The organism is Reyranella aquatilis (assembly GCF_020880995.1).
Lineage (GTDB): Bacteria > Pseudomonadota > Alphaproteobacteria > Reyranellales > Reyranellaceae > Reyranella > Reyranella aquatilis.
Window position 1 is genome coordinate 114,843 of record NZ_JAJISD010000002.1, and the last position, 23,691, is coordinate 138,533.

The window sequence follows — 23,691 nt, forward strand, 5'->3', positions numbered from 1 at the left end:
AAGCGACCTCAGGCGATCACGGGGGCAATCACCGCCTTCAGGACGGCAGCAACGTCGTGCGGCGACATCCGAACCTGAAGGCCGCGCTGGCCGCCGTTGAGATAGACGAGGTCGTGCGCCATGGCCGCCGACTCGATCGCCGTCCGTACGGGCTTCATCTGGCCGAAGGGGCTGATGCCACCCACCTTGTAGCCGGTCATGCGCTCGGCATCGGCCGGCTTCATCATCTCGGCGGACTTCCCCTTGAACGCGGCGGCCAGCTTCTTCATCGAGACTTCGCGGTCGGACGGCACGATCACGCAGGCCGGCTTGCCGTCGACCAGCGTCATCAATGTCTTGAGGACGCGCATCGGCTCCTCGCCCAGCGCCTCGGCGGCCTGCAGCCCGACTTTGTCCGCATCGGGATCGTAGTCGTAGGTGTGAACCGTGAAGGCGACCTTCGCCTGCTCGAGTGCCTTCGTGGCGCGTGTGACCTTCGACATCCCTGCTCCGACCGTTCGTCCGGTCGGAGAGGATAGCCCAGGACCGCGTCAGTTCCCCTTCAGGATTTTCGCCGCCGCGTCGGCGAAGACCTGGCAGCCCAGCACGATGTCCTCGTCATGGGTGTTCTCGGTGAAGTGATGCGAGATGCCGCCGATCGAAGGCACGAACATCATCGCCGCGGGCATCCTGAGGCCGATCACCTGCGCGTCGTGGCCGGCGCCGGAAGGCATGCGCACATGCTTGTCGGGAGCGTGGACCGCGGCCGATTCCTCGATCGCCTCGAGAAAGCGCTCGTCCATCAGTAGCGGCTGCGTGCGCGAGAGATTTACGCACTCGACCTTGCAGGGGCTGTTCTTCTGATGGTCGGCGACGATCTCCATCAGCTTCGCCTCGAAGGCCTGCAGGACTTTCTGGTCGGCGTCGCGGAACTGCAGGATCATCTCGGCCCGGCCGGGAACGATCGCCGGAGCGCCGGGCTCGAGCACCATCTTGCCGACCGTCCAGACGCTGCGAGGACCGGACACGGCAGGGAACTTGTCCATCACGTCATTGTAGAGCCGCATCATGGCGACGCCTGCATCCTTGCGGATCGGCATCGGCGTCGTGCCGGCATGGTTCTGAATGCCGCTGAAGGTCAGGCGGAACTGCATGATGCCGACGATCGCCGTCACGATGCCGATGCGCTTCTCGCCGGCTTCGAGGAGCCCGCCCTGCTCGATATGGGCTTCGAGATAGCCGCGGTACCGGCCCTCTTCCAGATGCTCGCGTGGCACGCCCTCGAGGCCTGCCGCCTTCAGCGCCTCGCGCATCGGTGTGCCCTCGTCGCGGTGCTTGGCCTTGTCGATGTCGGCCTCGGAGAAGATGCCGATGAAGGAGCGGCTGCCCGTCATCTGGCCCCAGTGCCCCTCCTCGTCGGCCCAGGAGGCGACGTCGACGGCCAGATGCGCCGTCTCGGGATCCTCTGCCAGCGCCCGCGCCACTTCGAGCCCGTAGATCACGCCCATCACGCCGTCGAGCCAGCCGCCGCGCGGCTGGGTGTCGGAATGCGAGCCGATCAGGATGCGCGGGCCGGTCTTCGGACTCTTGCCGATTACCGTGCCGATCCCGTCGATCACCGGCTCGAGGCCAGCCTCCTTCATGCGCGCCGCCAGCCAATGACGGCTCTCGACATCCTGCGGAGATAGATGCGGGCGATGCACGCCGGTCTCGTAGCGCCCGAAATCGGCAATGCGCCGCAGGTCGCCGAGCAGTCGTTCACCGTTGATCGTGGGCATGTTGTGGCCTCAGTTAAGGTGCGCCGCGACCCAGGCGGCAAGGGAAAGGACGCGGTCGTCGTCATGGCGCAGGCCGACCAGCTGGACGCCGAGCGGCAGGCCGTTCGGGCCGGTACCCGCGGGCAGGGTCACGCAGGGCGTGCCAGCCAAGGTCCAGATCGAGTTGAAGACCGGATCGCCGGTGGCCTCGAGGCCCTTGGGTGCCTCGCCCGGCGCGCTGGGCGTCAGCAGTAGATCGACCTTGTCGAAAAGCGAGTCGATATGGGCCTTGAAGGCAGTGGTCTTGCGCTGGGCCGCGACGTAGCGCTCGAATGAGACGGCCAGCCCACGCTTCATCGGACCGTTCATCAGCTCGTCGCTCACCTTGTCGGGATTGCGCAGCCGCTCGTCGGCATAGTTGCGTACGCTCTCGAAGCCGGTGATTGCCGCATGGTCCTCGATGATGTCGGCGAACTGCGGCGCAAAGGATACATCGACGACCGACGCACCCTTGTCAGACAGAAGCGTCGCCGTGTTATCGATCAGCGCCTTGGTCTCGGGCTCGGCCTTGTCCCAGACCGGCGAACGGCAGACGCCGATGCGCGGCCGGCCGATGTCGCGATCGATGTGCACGGGCGGCAGCTTCAGGACGGCGGCCCGGAACAAGGCGATGTCGTCGAGCGTGCGCGCCATCAGGCCGAGCGTATCGACCGAATGGCACTGCATCTTGATGCCGACGCGGTTGAAGTCCCCGAAGGTCGGCTTGTAGCCCACCACGCCGCAATAGGCGGCCGGACGGATCACCGAGCCACCGGTCTGCGTGCCGAAGGCCAGCGGCACATGCCCATCGGCCACCGCCGCGGCCGAACCCGAGGACGAGCCGCCCGGCGTGTGCGCAGGATTGTGCGGGTTGGTCGTGGGGCCCGGATGACGGTTCGCGAACTCGGTCGTCACCGTCTTGCCCATGATGACGGCATTGGCGGTCCGGCAGAGCGCCACGCAGGCGGCATCGCCGAACGGCACCTTGCCCTCGAAGATCGGCGAGTTGTGGCCGGTCGGCATGTCGTAGGTGTCGATGATGTCCTTCACACCCACGGGAACGCCGCGCAGCAGACCGCCCCCGGCCGCATCGGCGGCCCTCGCCTGCGCGATCGCCTGGTCGGGATCGAGATGTGCCCAGGCCTTCACCACGTCGTCGCGCTCGGCGATGCGGTCGAGACAGTCCCGCACCAGCTTCTCGGAGGTGAGCGTGCCGGCCTCGATGGCGGCAACGGCCTCGACGGCGGACAGCGGCTTCATGACAGCACGCTCCGCGCCCAGGCCGCGATGTCGAGGAGGCTGGCATCCTCATGCTGGCGACCGACCAGCTGGATGCCGACCGGCAGGCCGGTCGGGCCTTTGGTCAACGGCAAGGTCACGCAGGGCATCCAGAGGTATGTCCAGAGCAGGTTGAAAGTGGCGTCGCCGGTGCGTTCGAGCCCCGGGGGCGCCTCGCCCTTGGCCGGCGCCGTCAGGATCACGTCGATCTCGCTGAACAGCGCATCGACCGCGGCTCGGCCGGTCTCGCCGAGCTTCCGCGCCGCCACCCAAGTCGCGTAATCGATTTTGGAGCCGGCCTCGAGCTTGTCCTTCCTCAGGCTCTCGCTCAGCAGGCCGGGAAAGCGCCGCGCCTCGTCGGCATGGGCGCGCGGTCCATCGAAGGCCGACAGGGTCTTCTGCCCCTGGGTCATGTCGCGCACCGGTGCGGGAAGATCGATCTCCTTCACCTTGGCGCCGGCCTTCGCGAAAGCCGCCGCCGCGTCGTTCACCGCCTGCGTGCCTTCGGGTGAAAGCTCATCCCGATGATGGGTGAAGGCGACCGCGATGCGTGGCGGTCGGTCGAGCCTGTTGACCGGCGTGAACGGCATCGCCATCAGCGCGGCGCGGAACAGGGCGATGTCCTCGACGCTGCGCGCATAGGCGCCGATCGTGTCGAGCCATTCGGTGTTGGCCTTCATGCCGGCCGGCGCGAAATGACCGTAGGTCGGCTTGTAGCCGACGATGCCGCAGAAAGCGGCGGGACGGATCACCGAGCCGCCGGTCTGCGTTCCCGTCGCCAGCACGCTCTGGAAGTCAGCCACGGCGGCCGCCGAGCCGGAGGACGAGCCGCCCGGCGTGTGCGCGGGATTGTGCGGGTTCTTCGTCGGACCGGGATGGCGGTTGGCGAACTCCGTCGTCACCGTCTTGCCGAGCAGAATCGCGCCGGCATCGCGGGCCAGCGCGACGGTCGCGGCGTCGGCCAGCGGCTGGTGAGTGCGGTAGATCGGCGAGCCGTAGGTCGTCGGCTGGTCGTGGGAATCGATGATGTCCTTCACGCCCATCGGGATGCCGTGCAGCAGCCCCTTGCGTGGTCCGCGATCAAGCATCCTGGCGGTTTCGAGGGCAGCCTCGCGCGCGAGATGGGACCAGGCGAGCACGTCGGCGTCCCGTTCGTCGATGCGATCGAGATGAGCGCGGACGATCCCCTCGGCGGTGGCCGCTCCGGAGTCCAGTCGTTGCGCGAGTTCTGTGGCGGTGAGCGTATTGAGCGCGGCCATGGTCGCCAGCAAAACAGCAAGAAGCATGCCGCGTCCAGCGCGGTCCGGGGTGGCTCGCTTCATGCTTCGTATGCCGGAACCACGGAGGTTCCCAATGCTCACCCGTCGCGCCGCCCTTCTCGCCGCCACCGCGCTCTCTTTCGTCAGTGTCGGTTCGTCACGGGCTCAACAGCCCTCCACCCTGCGCATCGCCATGACGCTGGCCGACATCCCCGCAACCGACGGCGCGCCCGACCAGGGCACCGAAGGCATCCGCTTCATGGGCTACACGCTCTACGACACGCTGGTCGCATGGGACCTGTCGTCCGCGACCGCACCGGCGAAGCTGGTGCCCGGTCTGGCGACCAAATGGTACCAGGATCCGGCCGATCCCACGAAATGGATCTTCGAACTGCGCCAGGGCGTGAAGTTCCACGACGGCTCCGACTTCAACGCCGATGCCGTGATCTTCAGCATCGACCGGGCCCTGAACGACAAGTCGCCTGCCTTCGACCGTACCGGCCGCAGCGTGCTGATCGCCGCGCTCTGGCCGCTGATCGGCTATCGCAAGATCGACGACTACAAGGTCGAGCTGCAAACCAAGGGTGTAGACACGATCATGCCCTCTCTGCTCAACCGCTTCCCGATCTCGAGCCCGGCCAACTTCGAGAAGGTCGGCCGCGACTGGCAGGCCTATCGCAAGTCGCCTTCCGGCACCGGTCCGTGGAAGATGAAGGCGTGGACGCCCCGCGAGCGCGCCGAGCTGGAGCGCAACAACGACTATTGGGACAAGGCGCGACTGCCCCGGAGCGAGCGCATGGTGCTGCTGCCGATTCCCGACGTCTCGACCCGTACCGCCGCGCTGCTGTCGGGACGGGTCGACTGGATCGAGGCACCGGCGCCCGATTCGCTCGACAAGCTGCGCGCCGGCGGCTGCAAGATCGAGACGAACGCCATCCCGCACATGTGGCCCTACACGCTCAGCATGCTGCCGGGCGCGCCCACGGCCGACATCCGCGTGCGCAAGGCGCTGAACCTTGCCGTCGATCGCGACGCGATGGTGAAGCTGCTGAACGGGCTGGCCGCCCCGGCCGTCGGCTGCGTTCCGGCCGATCACCCGTGGTTCGGCAATCCCACCTTCAAGATCCGCTACGATCCGGCTGAAGCGAAGAAGCTGCTGGCCGAGGCGGGCTACGGGCCGCAGAAGAGGCTCAAGCTGAAGGTCGCGATCTCGACCTCGGGCTCGGGCCAGATGTATCCGCTGATCATGAACGAGTTCATCCAGCAGCAGTTCGCCGAGGTGGGCGTCGATCTCGAATTCCAGGTGATGGACTGGAACGCGCTTCTCAATTTCATGCGCCAGGGCGCGAAGGCGCCGGAGGCCGCCACGTTCAGCGCGATCAACGTGAGCTGGAACACGATGGACCCGCACAATGCATTCATGCGCTTCGTCGACAGCCAGCAGGTGCCGCCGCGGGGCTCCAACTGGGGCTACATCAACGATCCCGAGTTCGACAAGCTGGCAGCCGAGGCGCGCAGCACGGCGGATCCCGCCGAACTCGACAAGGTGCTGGCAAAGATCAACACCCGCATGGTCGACCAGGCGGTCTTCGTCTGGTTCGTCCACGACGTCTGGCCGAACGCGATCTCCTCCAAGGTGAAGGGCTACGTGCACCCCAAGAGCTGGTACGTCGACTTCTCGCCGGTGACGGTCGGCTAGTCTCCCACCCGGGCGCGCTGCAATGCCTGCCACACGCGCGAAGGCGTGGCGGGCATCTCCAGCCGCTCGACGCCCGCCGGGCGCAGCGCGTCGAGGACGGCCGCCATCACGGTCTGCGGCGCGCCGATGCAGCCTGCCTGCCCGGAGCCCTTGACGCCCAGCGGATTGGCGCCGGTCGGCCGCTCGACCAGCTCGATGTCGAAGAACGGCAGGTCGGTCGCGCGCGGCAGCGCGTAGTCCATCAGCGAGCCGGTGAGCAACTGGCCCGACGCGGGATCGTAGACCGTGTGCTCCAGCAGCGCCTGGCCGATGCCTTGGGCGAGTCCACCCTGCACCTGGCCTTCCGTCAGCATGGGGTTGATGAGGCGCCCATAGTCGTCGACCGCGATATAGCTCAGGAGATCGACGGCACCCGTCTCGGGATCGATCTCGACCTCGGCGACATGACAGCCGTTCGGGAAGGTGAACACGTCGGTGACGTTGAGCACATGCTCGCCCAGCCCGGGCGACATGCCGTCCGGCAGGTTCGCCGGATCGCTCGCACTGGTGGCGAGGGTCGCGAGGTCGATGCCGCGATCGCTGCCGCGCACCGTGAAGCGACCGCGCGCGTAGTCGATCTCAGCCTCGCCCGCCTGAAGAAGATGCGCGGCCAGCCGGCGTGCCTTCGCCAGCGCCGCATCCATCGCCTTGACCAGCGCCGCGCCACCCATGTGCATCGAGCGCGCGCCGCCATGGCCGGCGCCGGTCCTCACTGCCCGCGTATCGGCCTGCACGTATCGAAAGGCTTCCAACGGCAGACCGAGATGCTGCGAGGCGATCTGGGCGAAGGAGGTCTCGTGCCCCTGCCCGTTCGACTCGGTACCGACGGCAATGGTCACCCGGCCGTCCGGATCGAATCGCACCTCCGCGCCCTCGTTGGGTGCGCCGCGGGAGGTTTCCAGGAAACAGGCAACGCCCTGTCCGCGCAGGCGCCCTCTTGTCCGGGCCTCGGCTCGACGCGACTCGAAGTCCCGCACGTGCCCACGCCCCACGGCGACATCGAGGTTGGCCACGAAGTCGCCGGAGTCGATGGCCATTCCCATCGCGGTCCGGTGCGGGAAGGAGGCGATCAGGTTCTGCCGCCGCAGGTCGGCCGGCGCCCGGCCGAGGGCACGCGCCGCCGCCTCGATGGCGCGCTCGACGATGTAGTTGGCCTCGGGTTTGCCGGCCCCGCGATAGGCATCGACCGGCGTCGTGTTGGTGAGCGCGCCGCGCACGTCGACCGCGATCGCGGGAATGTCGTAGAGGCCACCCTGCGCCGTCGAAGCGGCGACCACCGACGCGCCGGGTCCGTTGCCCGACAGGTAGGCGCCGAGATTGGCGACCATCGCGACGTCGAGCGCAAGGATGCGTCCCGTCTCGTCGAGCGCCAACCGCGCGGTCGCCTCGATGTCACGACCCTGGGCGCCCATCACGAAATCCTCGGCGCGATCGGCCAGCCAGCGCACCGGCCGCTTCAGGCGCCGCGCCGCCCACAGAAGCAGGATCCATTCGGGATAGAGGAAGTTCTTCATGCCGAAGCCGCCGCCGACATCCGGCGCATGAAGCTGGATGCGCTCGGGCGCCACCTTGAAGACGAACTCGGCGAGCTGGCGCCGGATGCCGTGCAGCCCCTGCCCGGTCAGTTCCAGGTCCATCGTGTCGGTCGCCGCATCGTACCGCGCTATGCCGGCGCGCGGCTCCAGCGGCACGACGATGACGCGATTGTTCGTCACGTCGACCTCGACGACATGGGCCGCTTTCTTCATCGCCTCGGAGACCGCGACGTGGTCACCGCGTTGCACGTGGTAGACGAGGTTGCCGGGCGCTTCATCCCACAGGAGCGGCGCATCCTTCGCGAGCGCGCCGAGACCATCGACGACCGATGGCAGCGGCTGGTAGTCGATTTCGACGCGCTCCGCGGATTCGCGCGCGAGCTCGGCGCTGTCGGCCACGACGAAACAGACCGGATCGCCGACATGGCGGACACGGCCCGTTGCCAGCGCGGGCCGCGGCGGCACGATCATCGGCGTCACTGCGGCCAGGCACGGCATGTGACCCAGGCCGTCCGCCGCGAGATCGGCAGCCGTCGCGACCAGATGCACGCCCGGCATGGATGCAGCGGCCGAGACGTCGATCGAGCGGATCAGGGCATGGGCATGCGGCGACCGCAGGACATGGCCATGAAGCGCGGCCGGCTCGGCGATATCCTCGACGTAGCGGCCGTGCCCCGTGAGGAACCGCGCATCCTCGAGGCGGCGCATCGATCTCGCATCCCGGCTTGCATCCGCCACGTCGTTTCTCCCGCATCGTTCCTTTGCGAAGAGCATACACCATTGACGCGCCCCGACGACGGGCGGAGGCTCCCGCCACCTGGCTCACACCCATTCTTCCGGAGAAAGAAATGATCGATCTGCATTATTGGCCCACGCCGAACGGAAAAAAGGTCACCATCCTGCTCGAGGAATGCGGCCTGCCCTACAAGGTCGTGCCGGTGAACATCGGCCAGGGCGATCAGTTCACGGATTCCTTCCTGGAGATGAATCCCAACCATCGCATGCCGGTGATGGTCGACCATGCGCCGGCCGACGGCGGCAAGCCGCTTGTCGTGTTCGAGTCCGGCGCGATCATGATGTACATCGCCGAGAAGGCCGGGAGGTTCTATCCGCAGGACCTTCGCGCCAAGCACGAAGTGAACCAGTGGCTGATCTGGCAGATGGCCAACCAGGGACCGAAGAGCGGCGAGTGCGGCCATTTCCGCCGCGTCGACCAGGCCAGGGAAGGCGACCAGACGTACGCGATCACGCGTTTCACCGACGAGGTGAACCGCCTGTACGGCGTGCTGAACAACCGGCTCTACAAGCACCGCTACCTCGCCGGGGACCAGTACACGATCGCCGACATGATCTGTTACCCGTGGACCGTGAACTGGAAGTTCCAGGGCCAGGACATCGAGGAGTTCCCCTACTTCAAGCGCTGGTTCGAGGAGCTGGGCGCACGTCCCGCGGTCCAGAAGGGCATGGCCGTCGGCGCCGACTTCGCCGTCGATCGCGAGAAGCTGCCGCCCGAGGAACAGGAGCGCATCCGCAAGATGCTCTACAACCAGCGTGCCCGGCCGGTTCGCGTGGCTGACTAAGGGCGGCGTTCGCTGGAGAGAGGCGGTGCCACCTCCTCCAGCGACTTGCCCTCCGCGGCGACGCCCAGCTTCAGCGTCACCAGTGCCGCCGCGATCATCAGCCCCGCGCCCAGCATGTATCCCCACAGGATTTCGCCCGAGCTGCCGCCGGCGATCAGCACGCCGAACAGCCACGGTCCGCCGACGCCGCCGAACAAGGTGCCGAAGGCGTAGAACAAGGCGATGGTGAGGGCCCGGATTTCCAGCGGAAAGCACTCGCCGACCGTGAGATAGGCAGCACTTGCCGCCGCTGAGGCGAAGAAGAAGACGACGCTCCACAGGGCCGTCTGCGTCGTCGCGTCGAGATGTCCGGCATGGAACATCCAGCCCGTCACCGCCAGCAGCACGCCCGAGATCGCGTAGGTGGCGGTGATCATCTGCCGCCGGCCCAGCGTGTCGAACAGCGGCCCCAGCAGCAGAGGGCCCAGGAAATTGCCGATCGCGAAAGGCAGGATGTAGAGGCCGACCTTGTCGGCCGGCACGTTATAGAACTTGGTGAGGATCAGCGCGTAGGTAAAGAAGATCGCATTGTAGACGAAGGCCTGCGACGCCATCAGCACGACGCCCAGCGTGGTGCGGCCGCGATAGTGCTTCAGCAGCGTCTGCGCGACCGAGAACATCGTCGTCCTGTGCGGGTCGCCGAGTTCCAGCGTCTTCGTCACCGGCTCGAGCGTCCGGCCGGTATCGGCCGCCACTCGCGCCTCGATCTCCTCGACCACGTCCTCGGCCTCGCGCGGCTTGCCGTGGATCATCAGCCAGCGCGGGCTCTCCGGCAGGAAGCGCCGCAGGAAGAGGATCACGAGCCCAAGCACCGCGCCGCTGGCGAAAGCCAGCCGCCAGCCCATGTCCGGGTCGAGCACGTTTGGATCGAGCAGCCAGACCGAGAGCAGCGCCCCGCCGGCGGCACCGATCCAGAAACTGCCGTTGATGGCGAGGTCGATGCGGCCGCGCAGGCGGGCCGGGATCAGTTCCTGGATCGCGGAGTTGATCGCGGAGTATTCGCCGCCGATGCCCGCGCCCGTGAGGAAGCGAAAGAACAGGAAACTGTAGAAGTCCCACGAGAAAGCCGTCGCCGCCGTCGCGACGAGATAGACTCCCAGCGTCACATTGAAGAGCCTCTTGCGCCCCAGTCGATCGGTGAGATGGCCGAAGAACAGCGAGCCCAGCACGGCGCCCGCGAGATAGGCGCTGCCGGTCAGACCCACCTGTTCCGCCGTGAGCTGCAGGCGCGGGCTCGTCTGCAGGGCGGCGGCCACCGAGCCGGCCAGAGTGACTTCCAGCCCATCGAGGATCCAGGTGATGCCCAGTGCGACCACGACGAGCCGGTGGAAGCGGCTCCAGGGCAGGCGGTCGAGACGGGCGGGGACATCGGTCTGCACAGCCGGTGCAACGCGGCGCGCGGAGGAAGGTTCAAAACAACGATGCCTCGCACCGCCGCAAGGCTGGGTTGCCGACCCGCCGGTGGCGAGCGGAAAGCGCGGGGCCTAGAGTGAGGGGATGACCGACAACACGATGGCAGCCGGCACCGCACCGGTTTCTGCCCCTACGGCGCCCTCCCTCACGGCTGCCGCCGACAGCACCACCTTCGCCGTCATTCTTTCCTTGAGTTTCTGCCATCTTCTCAACGACATGATGCAGTCGCTGGTGCCGGCGCTGTATCCGATTCTCAAGCATTCATACGCGCTGTCGTTCGGCCAGATCGGCTTCATCACCCTGGCCTTTCAATGCACGGCGTCGATGCTGCAGCCGGTCGTCGGCATGTACACCGACAAGAAGCCACAGCCCTATTCCCTGATGGTCGGCATGGGCTTCACCCTGGTCGGCCTCCTGCTCATGTCGCAGGCGAACTCCTATCCGTTGATCCTGTTCGCTGCCGCACTGATCGGTATGGGATCCTCGGTGTTTCATCCCGAGGCCTCCCGGGTCGCGCGCATGGCGGCTGGCGGCCGCTACGGCCTTGCCCAGTCGCTGTTCCAGGTCGGCGGCAACATGGGCTCCGCCGCGGGTCCGCTGCTCGCCGCCTTCATCGTGGTGCCTGCCGGTCAGCAGAGCATCGTCTGGTTCTCGGCGGCCGCGCTGGTCGCGATGATCGTGCTGTTCCAGGTCGGCCACTGGTACAAGGCGCGCCGCGCCATCCAGAAGCCGGCCGCCCGCAAGGCTTCCACGACCGGAAGCGTCGTGACGCTGTCGAAGCGTCGCGTCGGCGTGGCCGTCGCGATCCTGGTGGCCCTGCTCTTCTCGAAGAACGTCTACAGCGCCAGCCTCGGCTCCTACTTCACCTTCTATCTGATCCAGAAGTTCGGCATGGAGGTGCAGACCGCGCAGCTCTACCTGTTCGCCTTCCTGGTCGGCATCGTGGTGGGCACGATCCTGGGTGGCCTGGTGGGCGACAAGGTCGGGCGCATCCCGGTCATGTGGTTCTCCATCCTGGGCGCCCTGCCCTTCGCGCTGATGCTGCCCTACGCCAACCTGTTCTGGACGGGCGTGCTGGCGGTCGCCGTGGCGATCATCATGGCTTCGGCCTTCTCGGCCATCCTGGTTTATGCGCAGGAACTCCTGCCCGGCCGGGTCGGCCTGGTCGCCGGCATGTTCTTCGGTGTCTCTTTCGGCCTGGGCGGCCTCGGCGCCGCCGCGCTCGGAGAGATCGCCGATCATGCCGGCATCGAGGCCGTCTACAAGGTGACGCCGTTCCTGCTCCTGCTCGGTCTCCTCACGGCCTTCCTGCCGAAGCACCCGAGCACGCCGAAGCTTCCCGCCTGATCAACCCATGCCGGCCGTCACGATACGGCCGGCCTCGGCGATCACAGCGCTGCGCGCCTCGTCGGAAATCGTCGAGCCCGTGTAGTAGACGGCAATGAAGACCGGTGCGCGGCCGGGCGGCCAGGCCACGGCGATGTCGTTGGCGCTGCCGTTGCCGCCGGTGCCGGTTTTGTCGCCAAGTCGCCAGCCGGCAGGCACGCCGGCCTTCAAGCGCTTGTCGCCCGTCCGGTTCGCCAGCAGCCAACCGACCAGGCGCTCGCGGGACCCTGCCGAGAGGGCTTCGCCCGTCACGAGCTTCTGCATCGTGGCGATCATCGCCAGCGGCGAAGTCGTGTCGCGTGGATCGCCGGGGGTGCCTTCGTTGAGCTCCGTCTCGATCCGGTCGAGGCGCGTGACGCTGTCGCCCAGCGCACGCACGAAGGCCGTCAGCCCCGCGGGGCCGCCGAAGCTCGCGAGCATCAGGTTGCCGGCCGTGTTGTCGCTCAGGGTCATCGCGGCGGCGCAGATCGCGTCGACGGTCATGCCGGCAGGTCCGGCGTGCTCCTTGGTGACAGGCGAGTAGGTCACCAGGTCGCTCGCGCCGAAGACGATGCGGCGATCGAGCTTTTCCTCGCCGCGGTCGACCCTGGCCAGCATCAGCGCCGCTGCCAGGAACTTGAAGGTGCTGCACATCGGGAAGCGCTCGTCGCCGCGATGGGCCATGCGACGGCCGCTTGCCGTATCGAGCAGGGCGACACCGAGGCGGCCGCCGTTGCGCTTCTCGAGTTCTCGAAGCGCCGACACCGTGTCATCGGCGAAGGCCGGCAGGGACAGAAGCGGCGCAGCCAGCAGCGTGCGGCGGGCGATCGACAGCGACAGGGCATCCTCCTCGGTTGGCACCGCGGCGTGGATAAGAGCCGATTATGGCGGCACCCTGGCCTGTCGCTTGCTTACTCCTGCGTTAAAGTGGTGACCGGACTAGCCGAAAAGTCGCGGCCCGCCGCCACGCTGCGGCACAACCCAGGAGACAGAATGGTTCTCGGAATGTCCATCGCGACCTTCACCGTCGTGCACGTCGTCATCAGCCTGATCGCCATCGCGGCGGGCGCCGTCGCGTGTGCGCGCATGCTCGCAGGTCGGACACTTGACGCATGGAACTCGATGTTCCTGTTGTTCACGGTACTGACGACGCTGACCGGCTTCCTGTTCCCCATCACCGCCTTCACGCCGGCAATCGGCGTGGGAATCGTTTCCTCCGTGGCGCTCGCGATCGCCCTGCTCGCGCTCTACGCCGGCCGTCTCGCCGGCCCCTGGCGCTGGGTCTACGTCGCCAGTGCCCTGTTCGCCTTCTACCTGAACGTATTCGTGCTGGTGGTGCAGTCCTTCCAGAAGATCGCCTTCCTGAACAAATTCGCCCCGACCGGCTCCGAGCCGCCTTTCGCAGTCGTGCAGGGCATCGTACTGCTGGGCTTCATCCTGTTGGGCTTCCTGGCGCTGAGGCGCTTTCGCCCGGCCTAGAAGAAGATGAAGACGGAGGGGAAACGACATGAAGGATTTCGCGGGCAGGATCGCCGTCATAACCGGTGGCGGCACGGGCATGGGGCGGGAGCTGGCGCGCCAGCTCGCGGCCGAGGGCTGCAACATCGCGCTGGGCGACGTGTCGGGGGGCGCCATGGCCGAAACCAAGCGCCTTTGCGAGGCGGCCGGCCTGCAACAGGGGCAGCGCGTCACGACGCACATCGCCGACGTGGCCGACGAGCCGCAGGTCGTACGCTTCCGCGACGAAGTGGCAGAGCAGCAGGAGAGCGACCACATCAACCTGCTGTTCAACAATGCCGGGATCGGCGGCGGCGGCAGCTTCCTCGTCAACGAGCGCGACGAATGGGAACGCACCTTCAACATCTGCTGGGGCGGCGTCTACCTCTGCACCCGCGCCTTCATGCCGATGCTGCGCCGGGCCGATGCCGGCCACATCGTCAATACCTCGAGCGTGAACGGCTTCTGGGCCTATATCGCGCCGAACATCCCGCAGACGGCCTATGCCGCCGCCAAGTTCGCCGTGAAGGGGTTCACGGAGGCGCTGGTCACGGACCTGCGCATCAACGCCCCGCACATCAAGTGCTCGGTGGTGATGCCGGGCCATATCGGCACGTCGATCATCGCCAACTCCCGCAAGCTGCAGAGCGGCAACCAGTCCGACGAGATCACGGCGCACGAGGTCGGGCTGGCGCGAGCCCGCATCTCCTCCATGGGAGTCGACGCGACCAAGCTCTCGGACGACGATGTCCGCAAGATGATCGCCGAGCGGGCGCGGCGCTTCCTCGAGGATGCGCCGACGACGGCGGCGGAGGCCGCGACCATCATCCTCGACGGCGTGCGCAAGGAGCGCTGGCGCATCCTGGTGGGCCGAGACGCCGAGCGGATCGACAGCCTCGTTCGCGCGACGCCCGAGCAGGCCTATGAGACGGAGTTCTTCGAGGCCTTCGCGAAGGAGACCGGTTGGGTCGTCGGCGGGCGCTGACCCACCGGGCCATCGCTCCGCCCGATCGCATTATGGTTTGGTGACGTCCGGGCGATCGGGCACGCGCCCCGAGCTGAGCGGCGACGCCTCCGGCTCTCCGCCCTCGCGCGGCTCGAGGCTGAAGAGGTCGCGGCCGATCGATGCCGGGCGCTGATTGGCGACGTCGCGGCGATCGTACAGGAAGAGCCGCCGAGCATTGGCGGGCGGCAGGCGCGCCGCATCGGCGAGGCTGCGGGGCCCCTGCAGCACGACGTCGTAGCGGTCGGGATCGGTCGGCGACAGGCTGACATAGCAGGCGGCGCGATAGCGCCCGCCCTGGTTGACGGCCACTTCGAACGTCGGCCCGACGATCTCGGGAAGCGCGACGCCGGCCGCCCGCAGGTCGTCATAGAGCTTGTCGACCTCCTCCCGGGTCCGCATGACCGACCATGTGGCAAGTTGATCGGCGAGCCGTCCCTTGGCCTTGGCGGCGTTCAGGCCATCCTGCACGCGCTCGAGCATGTACTGGCGAACCTGCGGGCCCGCGATCGGTCCGACGATCATGGACGACACCGGCACCGGCGCAGGCAGCGAGTTGTTGCAGAGGTTCGCCGCCTGATGGGACATCGGCAGCGCCGGACGCTCGAGACCGATGGGGCAGAGATTGAGTTCGAGGAATTCCCCGATCGTTTCGAGATACTGGTACTCCTCGATCGGGCGCGCCATCAGGTTGGCCACGAAAGTCGGCGGCAGCCCCAAGTCGGCGGCATAACGGATCAGCATCGCCGCACCGCCGCGCGCATCGGCGAAGCCCTGCAGCCGGCTCGCCACCGGATCCTCGTGCGTCTGTTCCCGCAGGTCGCTCCGGTCGAGGAAGAAATTGTGGAAGGCGACCTTGCCACCCACTTCCACATTGCAGTCGTGCGGATAGGAGGCGGCGGCGCGGACCGCGTTGCCGCCCAGCAGGGCCAGGGCGCAGGCCGACAGGCAGAGGTCCTGCTTGCGGACGACCGCGACAACCCGGTAGCTCTTGAGCAGTTGGCCGATCTTGATGCCCTCGGGAAGGCTGCCGCCGAGGCTGCTGAGTTCGATCGTCGCCAGCGGAGCGTTTGCCTTCGCCGGAGTGGATGCCTGCAGCCTGACAAGGATGTCGCGAAGCCTCTCGGCATCGCCCGTCTCGATCATGCCAGTGAGACGAAGCGTGGGAGGCTCGGTCCCCTGCGCCCGGGCATAAGAACCGGTCGGCGCGCCGGCCGGCGGGACGGATTTGATGGTGGCGGCAGACGCTTCGGCAGGAATCGCGATCGATGCGATCCAACAGGCGCCCAGCACCACGAATGCCGCAAGCTTCCACATACTCGTCTCGCTATCGCGATGCCGACTCACCGTCGAGCATCCAAATGCATTGTTCGCGCCACTGTGAACTATAGTGAGCAGGCCGCATAAATTTGATGACAATTAATCAATTCAAATCGTGAAATCGGACCGCAGCCGGTTCCCGAACGCACTGCCAAAAAACGAATCAGGGCATCCCGGGTTCCATGAAAAAGCCACAGTTACGACAAGGGCCCCGATCACCGGCATAACCGGCAATCAAGGCCCTCACGCGATAGCATCCCGTCCGTCAACCGGCGAGCGCACAAAGGTTTCGATCGTTTCCCGTCGGCCGTGTGGTCGGGCCGACGACGGGATCAAGCCTTGAGATTGACCGCCGCTTCCTTGCCGCGCTCGACCTGGACCTCGTACGTGACCTTCTGGCCTTCATTCAGGCCATTGAGGCCAGCGCGCTCGACGGCGCTGATGTGTACGAAGACGTCCTTTCCGCCCGAGTCGGGCTGGATGAAGCCGTATCCTTTGGTGGCGTTGAACCACTTGACGGTACCTGAAGCCATTTTCGTATCCTTTATTTCCGGCGCGAGAGAACCGTGCCTTCCGAACGATAGCAAGATTCCGCCCCCTCTGACCATCGCCCGTCCAACGCCCGAAAACGGACCATAAAATAGTCACGATGAGGCGGGCCACAGCCCAGGGTCAGCGTACTCAGATCCAGAGGATCCGGGGATAGGAGGTTCCCTCGCCAGACCATGCCAGCACGTTCCAGGCCGGCGCGATGACGCAGGGAAAGGTGTGAATCTCGTTCACCGGATCGTCCCGCAGCGCGTAGGGATAGGAACCGTCGGGGTTCTGCGCAAGCACGAGCGCTGCCAGCAGTTCATTCGCCTTGTGCGGTTGCTGATTGCGCAGGGCAATCACCATGCCGAGGCTGCCTTCGTACCAGGGCGAGACGATCGTATCCGGCGGATACCCGTCGCGGGAAATGAACGTGGTGTAGCCGCGCAGGCCGGTCGCCGGGTCCGTGACGGCGTAGAGTTCGCCGGCGCGCGCGAGCGATGCGGCGGCTGCCGCCTTCAGTCCCCATTTCTCGAGCAGCACGGCCCCCCAACTGTGGGTGTCGAAGGCGCGCATGCCGTCGGGCTTGTTGACGCCCTTGCTGACGATGCCGCCCTGCCAGAACAGGCCCGTCGCGGAATCCCAGCCGACGCCATTCTCCAGGAGCGCCGCCTTCAGGGCGGCGGCGCGTCCGGCATAGTCGACCGACCCGCTCCCGTAGAGGCGATGCGCGAGATCGAGCGCCCACCACAGATCGATGTTGTGTTCGGTGCTCCACCACGGGACCACGTAGTCCGCCTCGAGCACCCCCTCCACGATGCGTCCGCGTCCGCCATCGACCAGGCCCTTGGCGTTGAGATAGTCGAGCGCGTAGTCGATCCCGGCCAGCGCCGCCGCCAGGGGGCGCTCCGCGAACCAGCCGCGGAACTGCGGTTGATCGGCGATCAGCAGGGCGTAGCAGACCCAGGCCTGCGCGCCGTTACGGATGATGCCTGCCTCGTGGGCGGAGAGCGTCGCCTGCTGGTTGGCAAAGGGAAAACTGCCGTCCGCGTTCTGCACGTTGAGCAGCGCATCGACCAGTTGCCGCGCCGCCGCGCGCTCTCCCAGTTGCAGCAAAGCGATCAGCGCGACCGCCTGGTCGTAGAGGAAGCAGGTGTCGTTGAAAGCGTCGTAATAAACGTCCTTGAGCGGCCGCTGACCGGCATCGGCGGCGGGAACGATGAACGACCTTATGAGACCCGACGGCATCGTGTACTCGCCACAGATCCGCTTGGTGTTCACGTCCACCAGCGACACGCGACCAACGCCCTTCGGCACCAGAGAAACCGCCCACTTCATGTCCCGGCGCGCCGGAACGATGCTGTCCGGTACCGCCGAGATCGCCGTCGTCAGGGAGCGGTACTCGATCCGCAGGTCGGGGAAGCAGCCGTCGCCGGCCGCCGCATTCTCCTCCGCCCACACCTGCCCCACGACACGCACCGCACAGCCCTCCAGCATCTCCACGAGGCGCAGCTTGATCCTGCCGCCGAAGGGAAACGCGCGGCTGATGGTGAACGGGCCGGGCGCCGCGACGGCCAGCGCCCAGGCATATTCGCCATCGGCCTCGCTGGTGACGAAGATCCGGTAGGAACGGCCGGCCACGGCATCGAAACCGTTGAGCCTTCCGCGAATGACGAAAGGCCCCGACGAGTCGAGCACCACGTCGCGGAACTGCGGCGGGGATTCAACGTACGAGACCGTCCAGTAGCGTCGCACATCGCCCGGCCGGTCCGACTGTCGCCACGGCGCGCCGACCGGAATCCGCCCGGCATCCCGTGCCGCCAGCGCAGCAGCCGGATAGGTCACGAGCTGGAACGTCCAGCTTCCCGCGATCACCCGGCTCACTTCGGCCTTCCAGTGCCGGTTGGCCGCGACGCGTGCGATGAATTGCGTGGCCCCGTCGACGCTGCCGACGACGTAGTAGGATCCCCAGTTAGCTCCGCCATCGCCGAACTGGGTCGCGCTCCTCGCCGCCGGCCGGCCCGCTTCGGCCGGCTCCTCGCCGTCGCGACGGCCGATCCAGCCGTCCATGGAAGAGAACGGCGCATCGACAAGGCCATTGAAGGTGGCCGCTCGTCCGACGACGAGCGGAAAGAACAGCGGCGCGGTCACGATCACGGGGGAGTAAGGCTGCGACGGCCCGGGAGCCGGCGGCAGGGTGAAGGTGCCTTGCCACGTGCCGGCCGAGAACCGGTCGATGGCGGGATCGGCAGGGGCGAGCACCGAGGATTTCCACGGCGTCCGGGTCTTCTGCTGCGAGAGGATGAAATCCCGCGCCCGCCGGACGCTTGTGCGAACCCGCTCGTCGGCCGTCCCTGTCTGCGGATCGCTCATGGTGCGAGTCGTTATAGCGCACGGATGGCGGAAATCCGGCGGATGGCCCTCATCGCGCCGGGGGCGTGAAGCCCTTGCTGCGGATCTTCTTCTCCAGGATGGCGATTCCCCCCGCGGTGTCGCCCTTGTTGCATTTGGTGATTCCGTCGGTGATGTCGAAGTCGGGCCTTGTGCCGCCGTTGCCGCCCGCGTCGCCCAGATAGCGCGTGGCATAGTCGCCGAGCTTCTTGCAGTAGGCCGCATCGTCGCTCTGGGCCGCGGCTTCGCCTGCAGCACCGGCCAGCAGCAGAAGCGGGATCATCAGTCTCTTCATCGGATCGTCCAACCCCCTTCGATCTTTGTCGCCGCACGGCCCACCGCTCACGGTGTAAGCTTACAACCTAACGGGTGGCGGGTGACCTGACACCCTGTCGCGCACCAAGGAGGATCGTTTGAAGACCTACCAGCATTTCATCGCCGGCGAATACGTCGACCCGATCGGTGGAAAATGGATCGACAGCATGGACCCCTATCGTGGAGAAGTCTGGGCGCGGATTCCCCAGGGCTGCGCCCGCGACGTGGACCGCGCCGTGGCGGTCGCGTCTCTCGCGCTGCGGGAAGGACCGTGGGCCACCATGTCTCCGTCCAGCCGGGGCAAGCTGATGATGAAGCTCGCCGATCTGATCGCGGCCAACGCGCAGCGACTGGCCGAAGTCGAGGTGCGCGACAACGGCAAGCTGCTCTCCGAGATGCTGGGACAGGTCAACTACAATCCCGAATGGTGGCGCTACTTCGGCGGCCTCGCCGACAAGATCCAGGGCGCCGTCGTGCCGATCGACAAGCCCAACCATTTCGCCTTCACGCGGCACGAGCCGGTCGGCGTCGTGGCGGCGCTCACCGCGTGGAATTCGCCCCTGCTGTTCATCGCCTGGAAATGCGCCGCGGCCCTCGCCGCGGGCTGCACGGTGGTGGTGAAGCCGTCGGAGTTCGCCTCGGCGTCCACGCTCGAATTCGCCGCCCTCACCAAGGAGGCCGGCTTCCCGGACGGCGTGTTCAACGTCGTCACCGGCTACGGCCAGGAAGCGGGTTCCGCGCTCGTCGATCACCCCGGCGTCGCCAAGATCACCTTCACCGGCTCCGACAGCACCGGCGCGAAGATCTACGCGCAGGCCGCAAGGACACTGAAACGCGTGTCGCTCGAACTGGGCGGCAAGTCCCCGAACATCGTCTTCGAGGATTGCGACCTGGGCGCCGCCGCGTCGGGCGCCATCTCCGGCATCTTCGCCGCCACCGGCCAGACCTGCATCGCGGGCTCGCGCCTCTTGGTGCAGAACTCGATCCGCGAGGAATTCAGCAAGCGCGTCGCCGAGCTGGGCCGCTCGGCACGCAAGGGCGATCCGATGCTGGCGGACACCAACATCGGCCCGGTCACGACGGCGCCGCAGTACCGCAAGATCCTGGACTACATGGAGATCGCCAAGGCCGAAGGCGCGCGCTGCATCCTGGGCGGCGGCGCCGCCAGCGACATGCCGGGCGGACAGTTCGTCGAGCCCACCATCTTCGTCGACGTACGCCCCGACATGCGGATCGCGCGGGAGGAAGTGTTCGGCCCCGTGCTGTCGATCATCGGCTTCGACACCGAGGAGGAAGCGGTGCGGCTGGCCAACGACACGATCTACGGCCTGGCGGCCGGCGTCTGGACCAAGGACATGAACCGGGCGCTGCGCATGACCGCCGCGCTCAAGGCCGGGACGGTCTGGGTCAACACCTATCGCGCCATCAGCTACATGATGCCGTTCGGCGGCATGAAGCATTCCGGCATCGGCCGCGAGAGCGGCATGGAAGCGATCCACGAGTATCTCGAGACCAAGAGTGTCTGGATCTCGACGGCGGAAGGCTCACCCGCCAACCCGTTCGTGATGCGTTAGCTCCGTTCCGGATCGTCCGAGCGCCAGGCCTTCCTTCAGGTGGAGGACGGCCTGGCGCACCGCCGGGTCGAGCCCCTCCCCGCCTCCATCGAGATGGCCGACGATCGCATCCCGCATGGAGGGCGGCCAGAACTTGAGAAGATGCGTGGCGATGGCCAGCGGAGCGTCGATGCCGCGCTGCGGGGTGAAGAACCGGCCGATCTGGTTGGCCATCGTCACCAGTTTTCCGACGGACACGAGCGCTACTCCGCCGCGATGCGCCGGCTGCGCCGGGCCCGCTCGGCATAGTCCTTCTGCCAGTCGCCCGGGCCGTTCGAGGGCGACACCTGCACGGCCGTGACCTTGTATTCGGGGCAGTTCGTCGCCCAATCGGAGATATCCGTCGTCACCACGTTGGCCTGCGTGTCGGGATGATGGAACGTCGTGTAGACGACGCCCGGCGCCACCCGATCGGTGATGTGCGCGCGCAGGCTGGTGCTGCCGGCACGGCTGTCGAGCCTGACCCAGTCGCCGTCGCGCACGCCGCGCTGCTCGGCGTCGTGCGGATGGATCTCCAGCAGGTCGTGGTCGTGCCACACGACATTGCCTGTGCGCCGGGTCTGGGCACCGACATTGTACTGGCTGAGGATGCGGCCGGTGGTGAGCAGCAGGGGAAAGCGCGGCCCCGTACGCTCGTCCGTCGCCACATACTCGGTAATCAGGAAGTTGCCCTTGCCGCGGACGAAGCCGCCGACATGCATCACCGGCGTGCCGAGCGGCGCCTTCTCATTGCAGGGCCACTGGATCGATCCGACCCTATCCAGAAGTCCATACGACACGCCGGCAAAGCTCGGCGTGAGTCGGGCAATCTCGTCCATGATCTCCGACGGATGCCCGTACGGCATTTCGAAGCCCATGGCTCTGCCGATGGCGATCGTGATCTCCCAGTCGGCCATGCCCGCCTTGGGCGTCATGACCCGGCGCACGCGATTGATGCGGCGTTCGGCATTGGTGAAGGTGCCGTCCTTCTCGAGGAACGTGGAACCGGGCAGGAAGACGTGGGCGTAGGTCGCCGTTTCGTTCAGGAACAGATCCTGCACCACGACGCATTCCATGGATGCAAGCGCCCGCGCGACATGTCCGGTGTCGGGATCCGACTGCAGGATGTCCTCGCCCTGCACGTAGAGGCCCTTGAAGCTGCCCTCGATCGCGGCGTCGAACATGTTGGGGATTCGGAGGCCCGGCTCCGGATCGAGCGGTCGCCCCCACATCGTTTCGAACGTGCCGCGCACGGCATCGTCGGAGACGTGGCGATAGCCGGTGAACTCGTGGGGAAACGACCCCATGTCGCAGGCGCCCTGGACATTGTTCTGGCCGCGCAGCGGGTTCACGCCCACGCCTGGCCGGCCGAGATTGCCCGTCGCCATGGCGAGATTGGCGATCGCCATGACGGTGGTGGTGCCCTGGCTATGCTCGGTCACGCCCAGCCCGTAGTAGATCGCGGCGTTGCCACCCGTCGCGTAGAGCCGCGCGGCACCGCGGATCGTCTCTGGATCGACGCCCGCCATCGGCCCGACCGCCTCGGGGCTGTTCCGTGGCTCGGAAACGAAGGCAGCCCAGTCCTCGAACGCATCGCGGTCGCAGAACTCCCGCACGAACCGTTCGTTCACCAGGCCTTCGGTGACGATCGTGTGGGCCAGCGCGTTCATCACCGCCGTGTTGGTGCCGGGCCGCAGCGGCAGGTGATGGTCGGCTTCGACGTGCGGCATGCGCACGAGGTCGATCCGGCGCGGATCGATCACGATCAGCCTCGCGCCCTGACGCAGGCGCTTCTTCATGCGCGAGGCGAAGACCGGATGCGCATCGGTCGGATTGGCGCCGATCACGACGATGACGTCGCTCTGCTCGATCGAATCGAAATCCTGCGTGCCGGCCGAGGTGCCGAACGCCTGCGCGAGGCCGAACCCCGTCGGCGAGTGGCAGACGCGCGCGCAGGTATCGACGTTGTTGTTGCCGAAGCCACCTCGGATCAGCTTCTGCATCACGTAGGTTTCCTCGTTCGTACAGCGCGAGGAGGTTATGCCGCCGATCGCCAGCCTTCCGTGCTTCCCCTGCAGGCGGCGGAATTCCGAGGCGACCCGGCCGATCGCCTCGTCCCAGCTCACCTCGCGCCACGGCTGGTCGATGCTCTCGCGGATCATCGGCTGCAGGATCCGATCCCGGTGATGGGTATAGCCCCAGGCGAAGCGGCCCTTGACGCAGGAATGTCCGCGGTTGGCCTTGCCGTCCTTCCAGGGGACCATGCGCACCAGTTCCTCGCCGCGCATCTCGGCCTTGAAGCTGCAGCCGACGCCGCAATAGGCGCAGGTCGTCACCACGGAATGCTCGGGCTGGCCGATTTCGATCAGGCTCTTCTCCGACAGCGTCGCCGTCGGACAGGCCTGGACGCAGGCGCCGCACGACACGCATTCGGAGCTCAGAAAGTCATCGAGCGCCGTGCCGGGTGACACTTTCGATTCGAAGCCGCGTCCCTGGATCGTGAGCGCGAACGTGCCCTGCACCTCCTCGCAGGCGCGCACGCAGCGCGAACAGACGATGCACTTGGAGGGATCGAAGGTGAAGTAAGGGTTGCTCTCGTCCTTCGCCTGTTTCGTATGGTTCTCGCCCTCATAACCGTAGCGCACGTTGCGCAGCCCGACGGCGCCGGCCATGTCCTGCAGTTCGCAATCGCCGTTGGCCGCGCAGGTCAGGCAGTCGAGTGGGTGATCGGAGATGTAGAGCTCCATCACGCCGCGGCGGATCTTCTTCAGCCGCTCGGTCTGCGTCGACACGACCATGCCGGACGCGACCGGCGTCGTGCACGAGGCGGGTGTGCCGGCGCGGCCCGCAATCTCGACGAGGCAAAGGCGGCAGGAGCCGAAGGCTTCGACCGAATCGGTGGCGCAAAGCTTGGGCACCTGGATGCCCGCTTCCACCGCCGCGCGCATGATCGAGGTGCCTTCAGGGACCATGACGGCACGGCCGTCGATGACCAGCGAGACCTGCGTCCCGTTGCAGCTCGGGGGCGTACCGTAATCGGTCTCGGAGACGAGCGGCATG

Annotated in this window: 19 protein-coding genes; 6 read left to right on the forward strand and 13 right to left on the reverse strand. The window is 66.9% G+C overall.

The features are described from left to right. Positions 1 to 8: 8 nt before the first annotated feature. The 4 genes from ybaK to LJ725_RS06440 are packed head-to-tail and all read right to left on the reverse strand — an operon-like array spanning position 9 to position 4,339. On the reverse strand, positions 9 to 482 hold the full coding sequence (gene ybaK, locus LJ725_RS06425) for a Cys-tRNA(Pro) deacylase (RefSeq protein WP_230549815.1): 474 nt from the start codon (positions 480 to 482) through the stop codon (positions 9 to 11). Positions 483 to 530: 48 nt separating this feature from the next. Further along, positions 531 to 1,757, reverse strand: a complete 1,227-nt coding sequence (locus LJ725_RS06430) for a hydantoinase/carbamoylase family amidase (RefSeq protein WP_230549816.1) — start codon at positions 1,755 to 1,757, stop codon at positions 531 to 533. 9 nt (positions 1,758 to 1,766) lie between these two features. After that, entirely contained in the window at positions 1,767 to 3,035 is a 1,269-nt protein-coding gene (locus tag LJ725_RS06435; protein WP_230549817.1) for an amidase, read from the reverse strand. After that, a complete protein-coding gene (locus LJ725_RS06440) occupies positions 3,032 to 4,339 on the reverse strand; it encodes an amidase (protein ID WP_230549818.1) in 1,308 nt (435 codons plus the stop codon). The genes LJ725_RS06435 and LJ725_RS06440 overlap by 4 nt, the downstream gene beginning before the upstream one ends. Before the next feature lie 67 nt (positions 4,340 to 4,406). Here LJ725_RS06440 and LJ725_RS06445 point away from each other — a divergent pair, with 67 nt between their 5' ends. Continuing rightward, on the forward strand, positions 4,407 to 6,011 hold the full coding sequence (locus LJ725_RS06445) for an ABC transporter substrate-binding protein (protein WP_230549819.1): 1,605 nt from the start codon (positions 4,407 to 4,409) through the stop codon (positions 6,009 to 6,011). Here LJ725_RS06445 and LJ725_RS06450 read toward each other — a convergent pair. Then, a complete protein-coding gene (locus LJ725_RS06450) occupies positions 6,008 to 8,323 on the reverse strand; it encodes a xanthine dehydrogenase family protein molybdopterin-binding subunit (protein ID WP_230549820.1) in 2,316 nt (771 codons plus the stop codon). The two genes, LJ725_RS06445 and LJ725_RS06450, sit on opposite strands and share 4 nt — an antisense overlap. Before the next feature lie 110 nt (positions 8,324 to 8,433). On the opposite strand from LJ725_RS06450, the gene LJ725_RS06455 reads away from it, so the two are divergent. Next, positions 8,434 to 9,165 (forward strand): glutathione S-transferase N-terminal domain-containing protein, encoded by a 732-nt coding sequence (locus LJ725_RS06455; protein WP_230549821.1) that lies wholly within the window; start codon positions 8,434 to 8,436, stop codon positions 9,163 to 9,165. Here the strand turns inward: LJ725_RS06455 and LJ725_RS06460 are convergent. Then, entirely contained in the window at positions 9,162 to 10,583 is a 1,422-nt protein-coding gene (locus tag LJ725_RS06460; RefSeq protein ID WP_230549822.1) for an MFS transporter, read from the reverse strand. The two genes, LJ725_RS06455 and LJ725_RS06460, sit on opposite strands and share 4 nt — an antisense overlap. 118 nt (positions 10,584 to 10,701) lie before the next feature. Between LJ725_RS06460 and LJ725_RS06465 the strand changes: the two genes are divergently transcribed. Beyond that, the gene (locus tag LJ725_RS06465; protein ID WP_230549823.1) at positions 10,702 to 11,964 is read left to right on the forward strand and encodes an MFS transporter; all 1,263 of its coding nucleotides are present in this window, start codon (positions 10,702 to 10,704) and stop codon (positions 11,962 to 11,964) included. On the opposite strand, the gene bla is transcribed toward LJ725_RS06465, so the two are convergent. Continuing rightward, positions 11,965 to 12,822 (reverse strand): class A beta-lactamase, encoded by an 858-nt coding sequence (gene bla / locus LJ725_RS06470; protein ID WP_230550148.1) that lies wholly within the window; start codon positions 12,820 to 12,822, stop codon positions 11,965 to 11,967. Positions 12,823 to 12,975: 153 nt separating this feature from the next. Here bla and LJ725_RS06475 point away from each other — a divergent pair, with 153 nt between their 5' ends. Together LJ725_RS06475 and LJ725_RS06480 are read left to right on the forward strand one after the other, a co-directional pair. Beyond that, positions 12,976 to 13,461: a hypothetical protein gene (locus tag LJ725_RS06475; protein WP_230549824.1), complete on the forward strand. Its 486-nt coding sequence runs from the start codon at positions 12,976 to 12,978 to the stop codon at positions 13,459 to 13,461. A gap of 28 nt (positions 13,462 to 13,489) precedes the next feature. Then, positions 13,490 to 14,464 (forward strand): SDR family NAD(P)-dependent oxidoreductase, encoded by a 975-nt coding sequence (locus LJ725_RS06480; protein ID WP_230549825.1) that lies wholly within the window; start codon positions 13,490 to 13,492, stop codon positions 14,462 to 14,464. A gap of 30 nt (positions 14,465 to 14,494) precedes the next feature. Here the strand turns inward: LJ725_RS06480 and LJ725_RS06485 are convergent, their stop codons facing one another. The 4 genes from LJ725_RS06485 to LJ725_RS06500 form a co-directional block, all read right to left on the reverse strand. Further along, complete coding sequence (locus LJ725_RS06485) at positions 14,495 to 15,799, reverse strand: hypothetical protein (RefSeq protein WP_230549826.1); 1,305 nt, start codon at positions 15,797 to 15,799, stop codon at positions 14,495 to 14,497. A gap of 335 nt (positions 15,800 to 16,134) precedes the next feature. Then, complete coding sequence (locus tag LJ725_RS06490) at positions 16,135 to 16,335, reverse strand: cold-shock protein (RefSeq protein ID WP_230549827.1); 201 nt, start codon at positions 16,333 to 16,335, stop codon at positions 16,135 to 16,137. Positions 16,336 to 16,483: 148 nt separating this feature from the next. Beyond that, positions 16,484 to 18,706: a hypothetical protein gene (locus LJ725_RS06495; RefSeq protein WP_230549828.1), complete on the reverse strand. Its 2,223-nt coding sequence runs from the start codon at positions 18,704 to 18,706 to the stop codon at positions 16,484 to 16,486. Between the two features lie 49 nt (positions 18,707 to 18,755). Next, the gene (locus LJ725_RS06500) at positions 18,756 to 19,019 is read right to left on the reverse strand and encodes a hypothetical protein (protein WP_230549829.1); all 264 of its coding nucleotides are present in this window, start codon (positions 19,017 to 19,019) and stop codon (positions 18,756 to 18,758) included. Between the two features lie 118 nt (positions 19,020 to 19,137). On the opposite strand from LJ725_RS06500, the gene LJ725_RS06505 reads away from it, so the two are divergent. Next, complete coding sequence (locus LJ725_RS06505) at positions 19,138 to 20,613, forward strand: aldehyde dehydrogenase (RefSeq protein WP_230549830.1); 1,476 nt, start codon at positions 19,138 to 19,140, stop codon at positions 20,611 to 20,613. On the opposite strand, the gene LJ725_RS06510 is transcribed toward LJ725_RS06505, so the two are convergent. Both LJ725_RS06510 and fdhF read right to left on the reverse strand, forming a co-directional pair. Then, the gene (locus LJ725_RS06510; protein WP_268990507.1) at positions 20,584 to 20,826 is read right to left on the reverse strand and encodes a formate dehydrogenase subunit delta; all 243 of its coding nucleotides are present in this window, start codon (positions 20,824 to 20,826) and stop codon (positions 20,584 to 20,586) included. The two genes, LJ725_RS06505 and LJ725_RS06510, sit on opposite strands and share 30 nt — an antisense overlap. Before the next feature lie 29 nt (positions 20,827 to 20,855). Further along, positions 20,856 to 23,690, reverse strand: a complete 2,835-nt coding sequence (gene fdhF, locus LJ725_RS06515; RefSeq protein ID WP_230549832.1) for a formate dehydrogenase subunit alpha — start codon at positions 23,688 to 23,690, stop codon at positions 20,856 to 20,858. Position 23,691 lies beyond the last annotated feature (1 nt).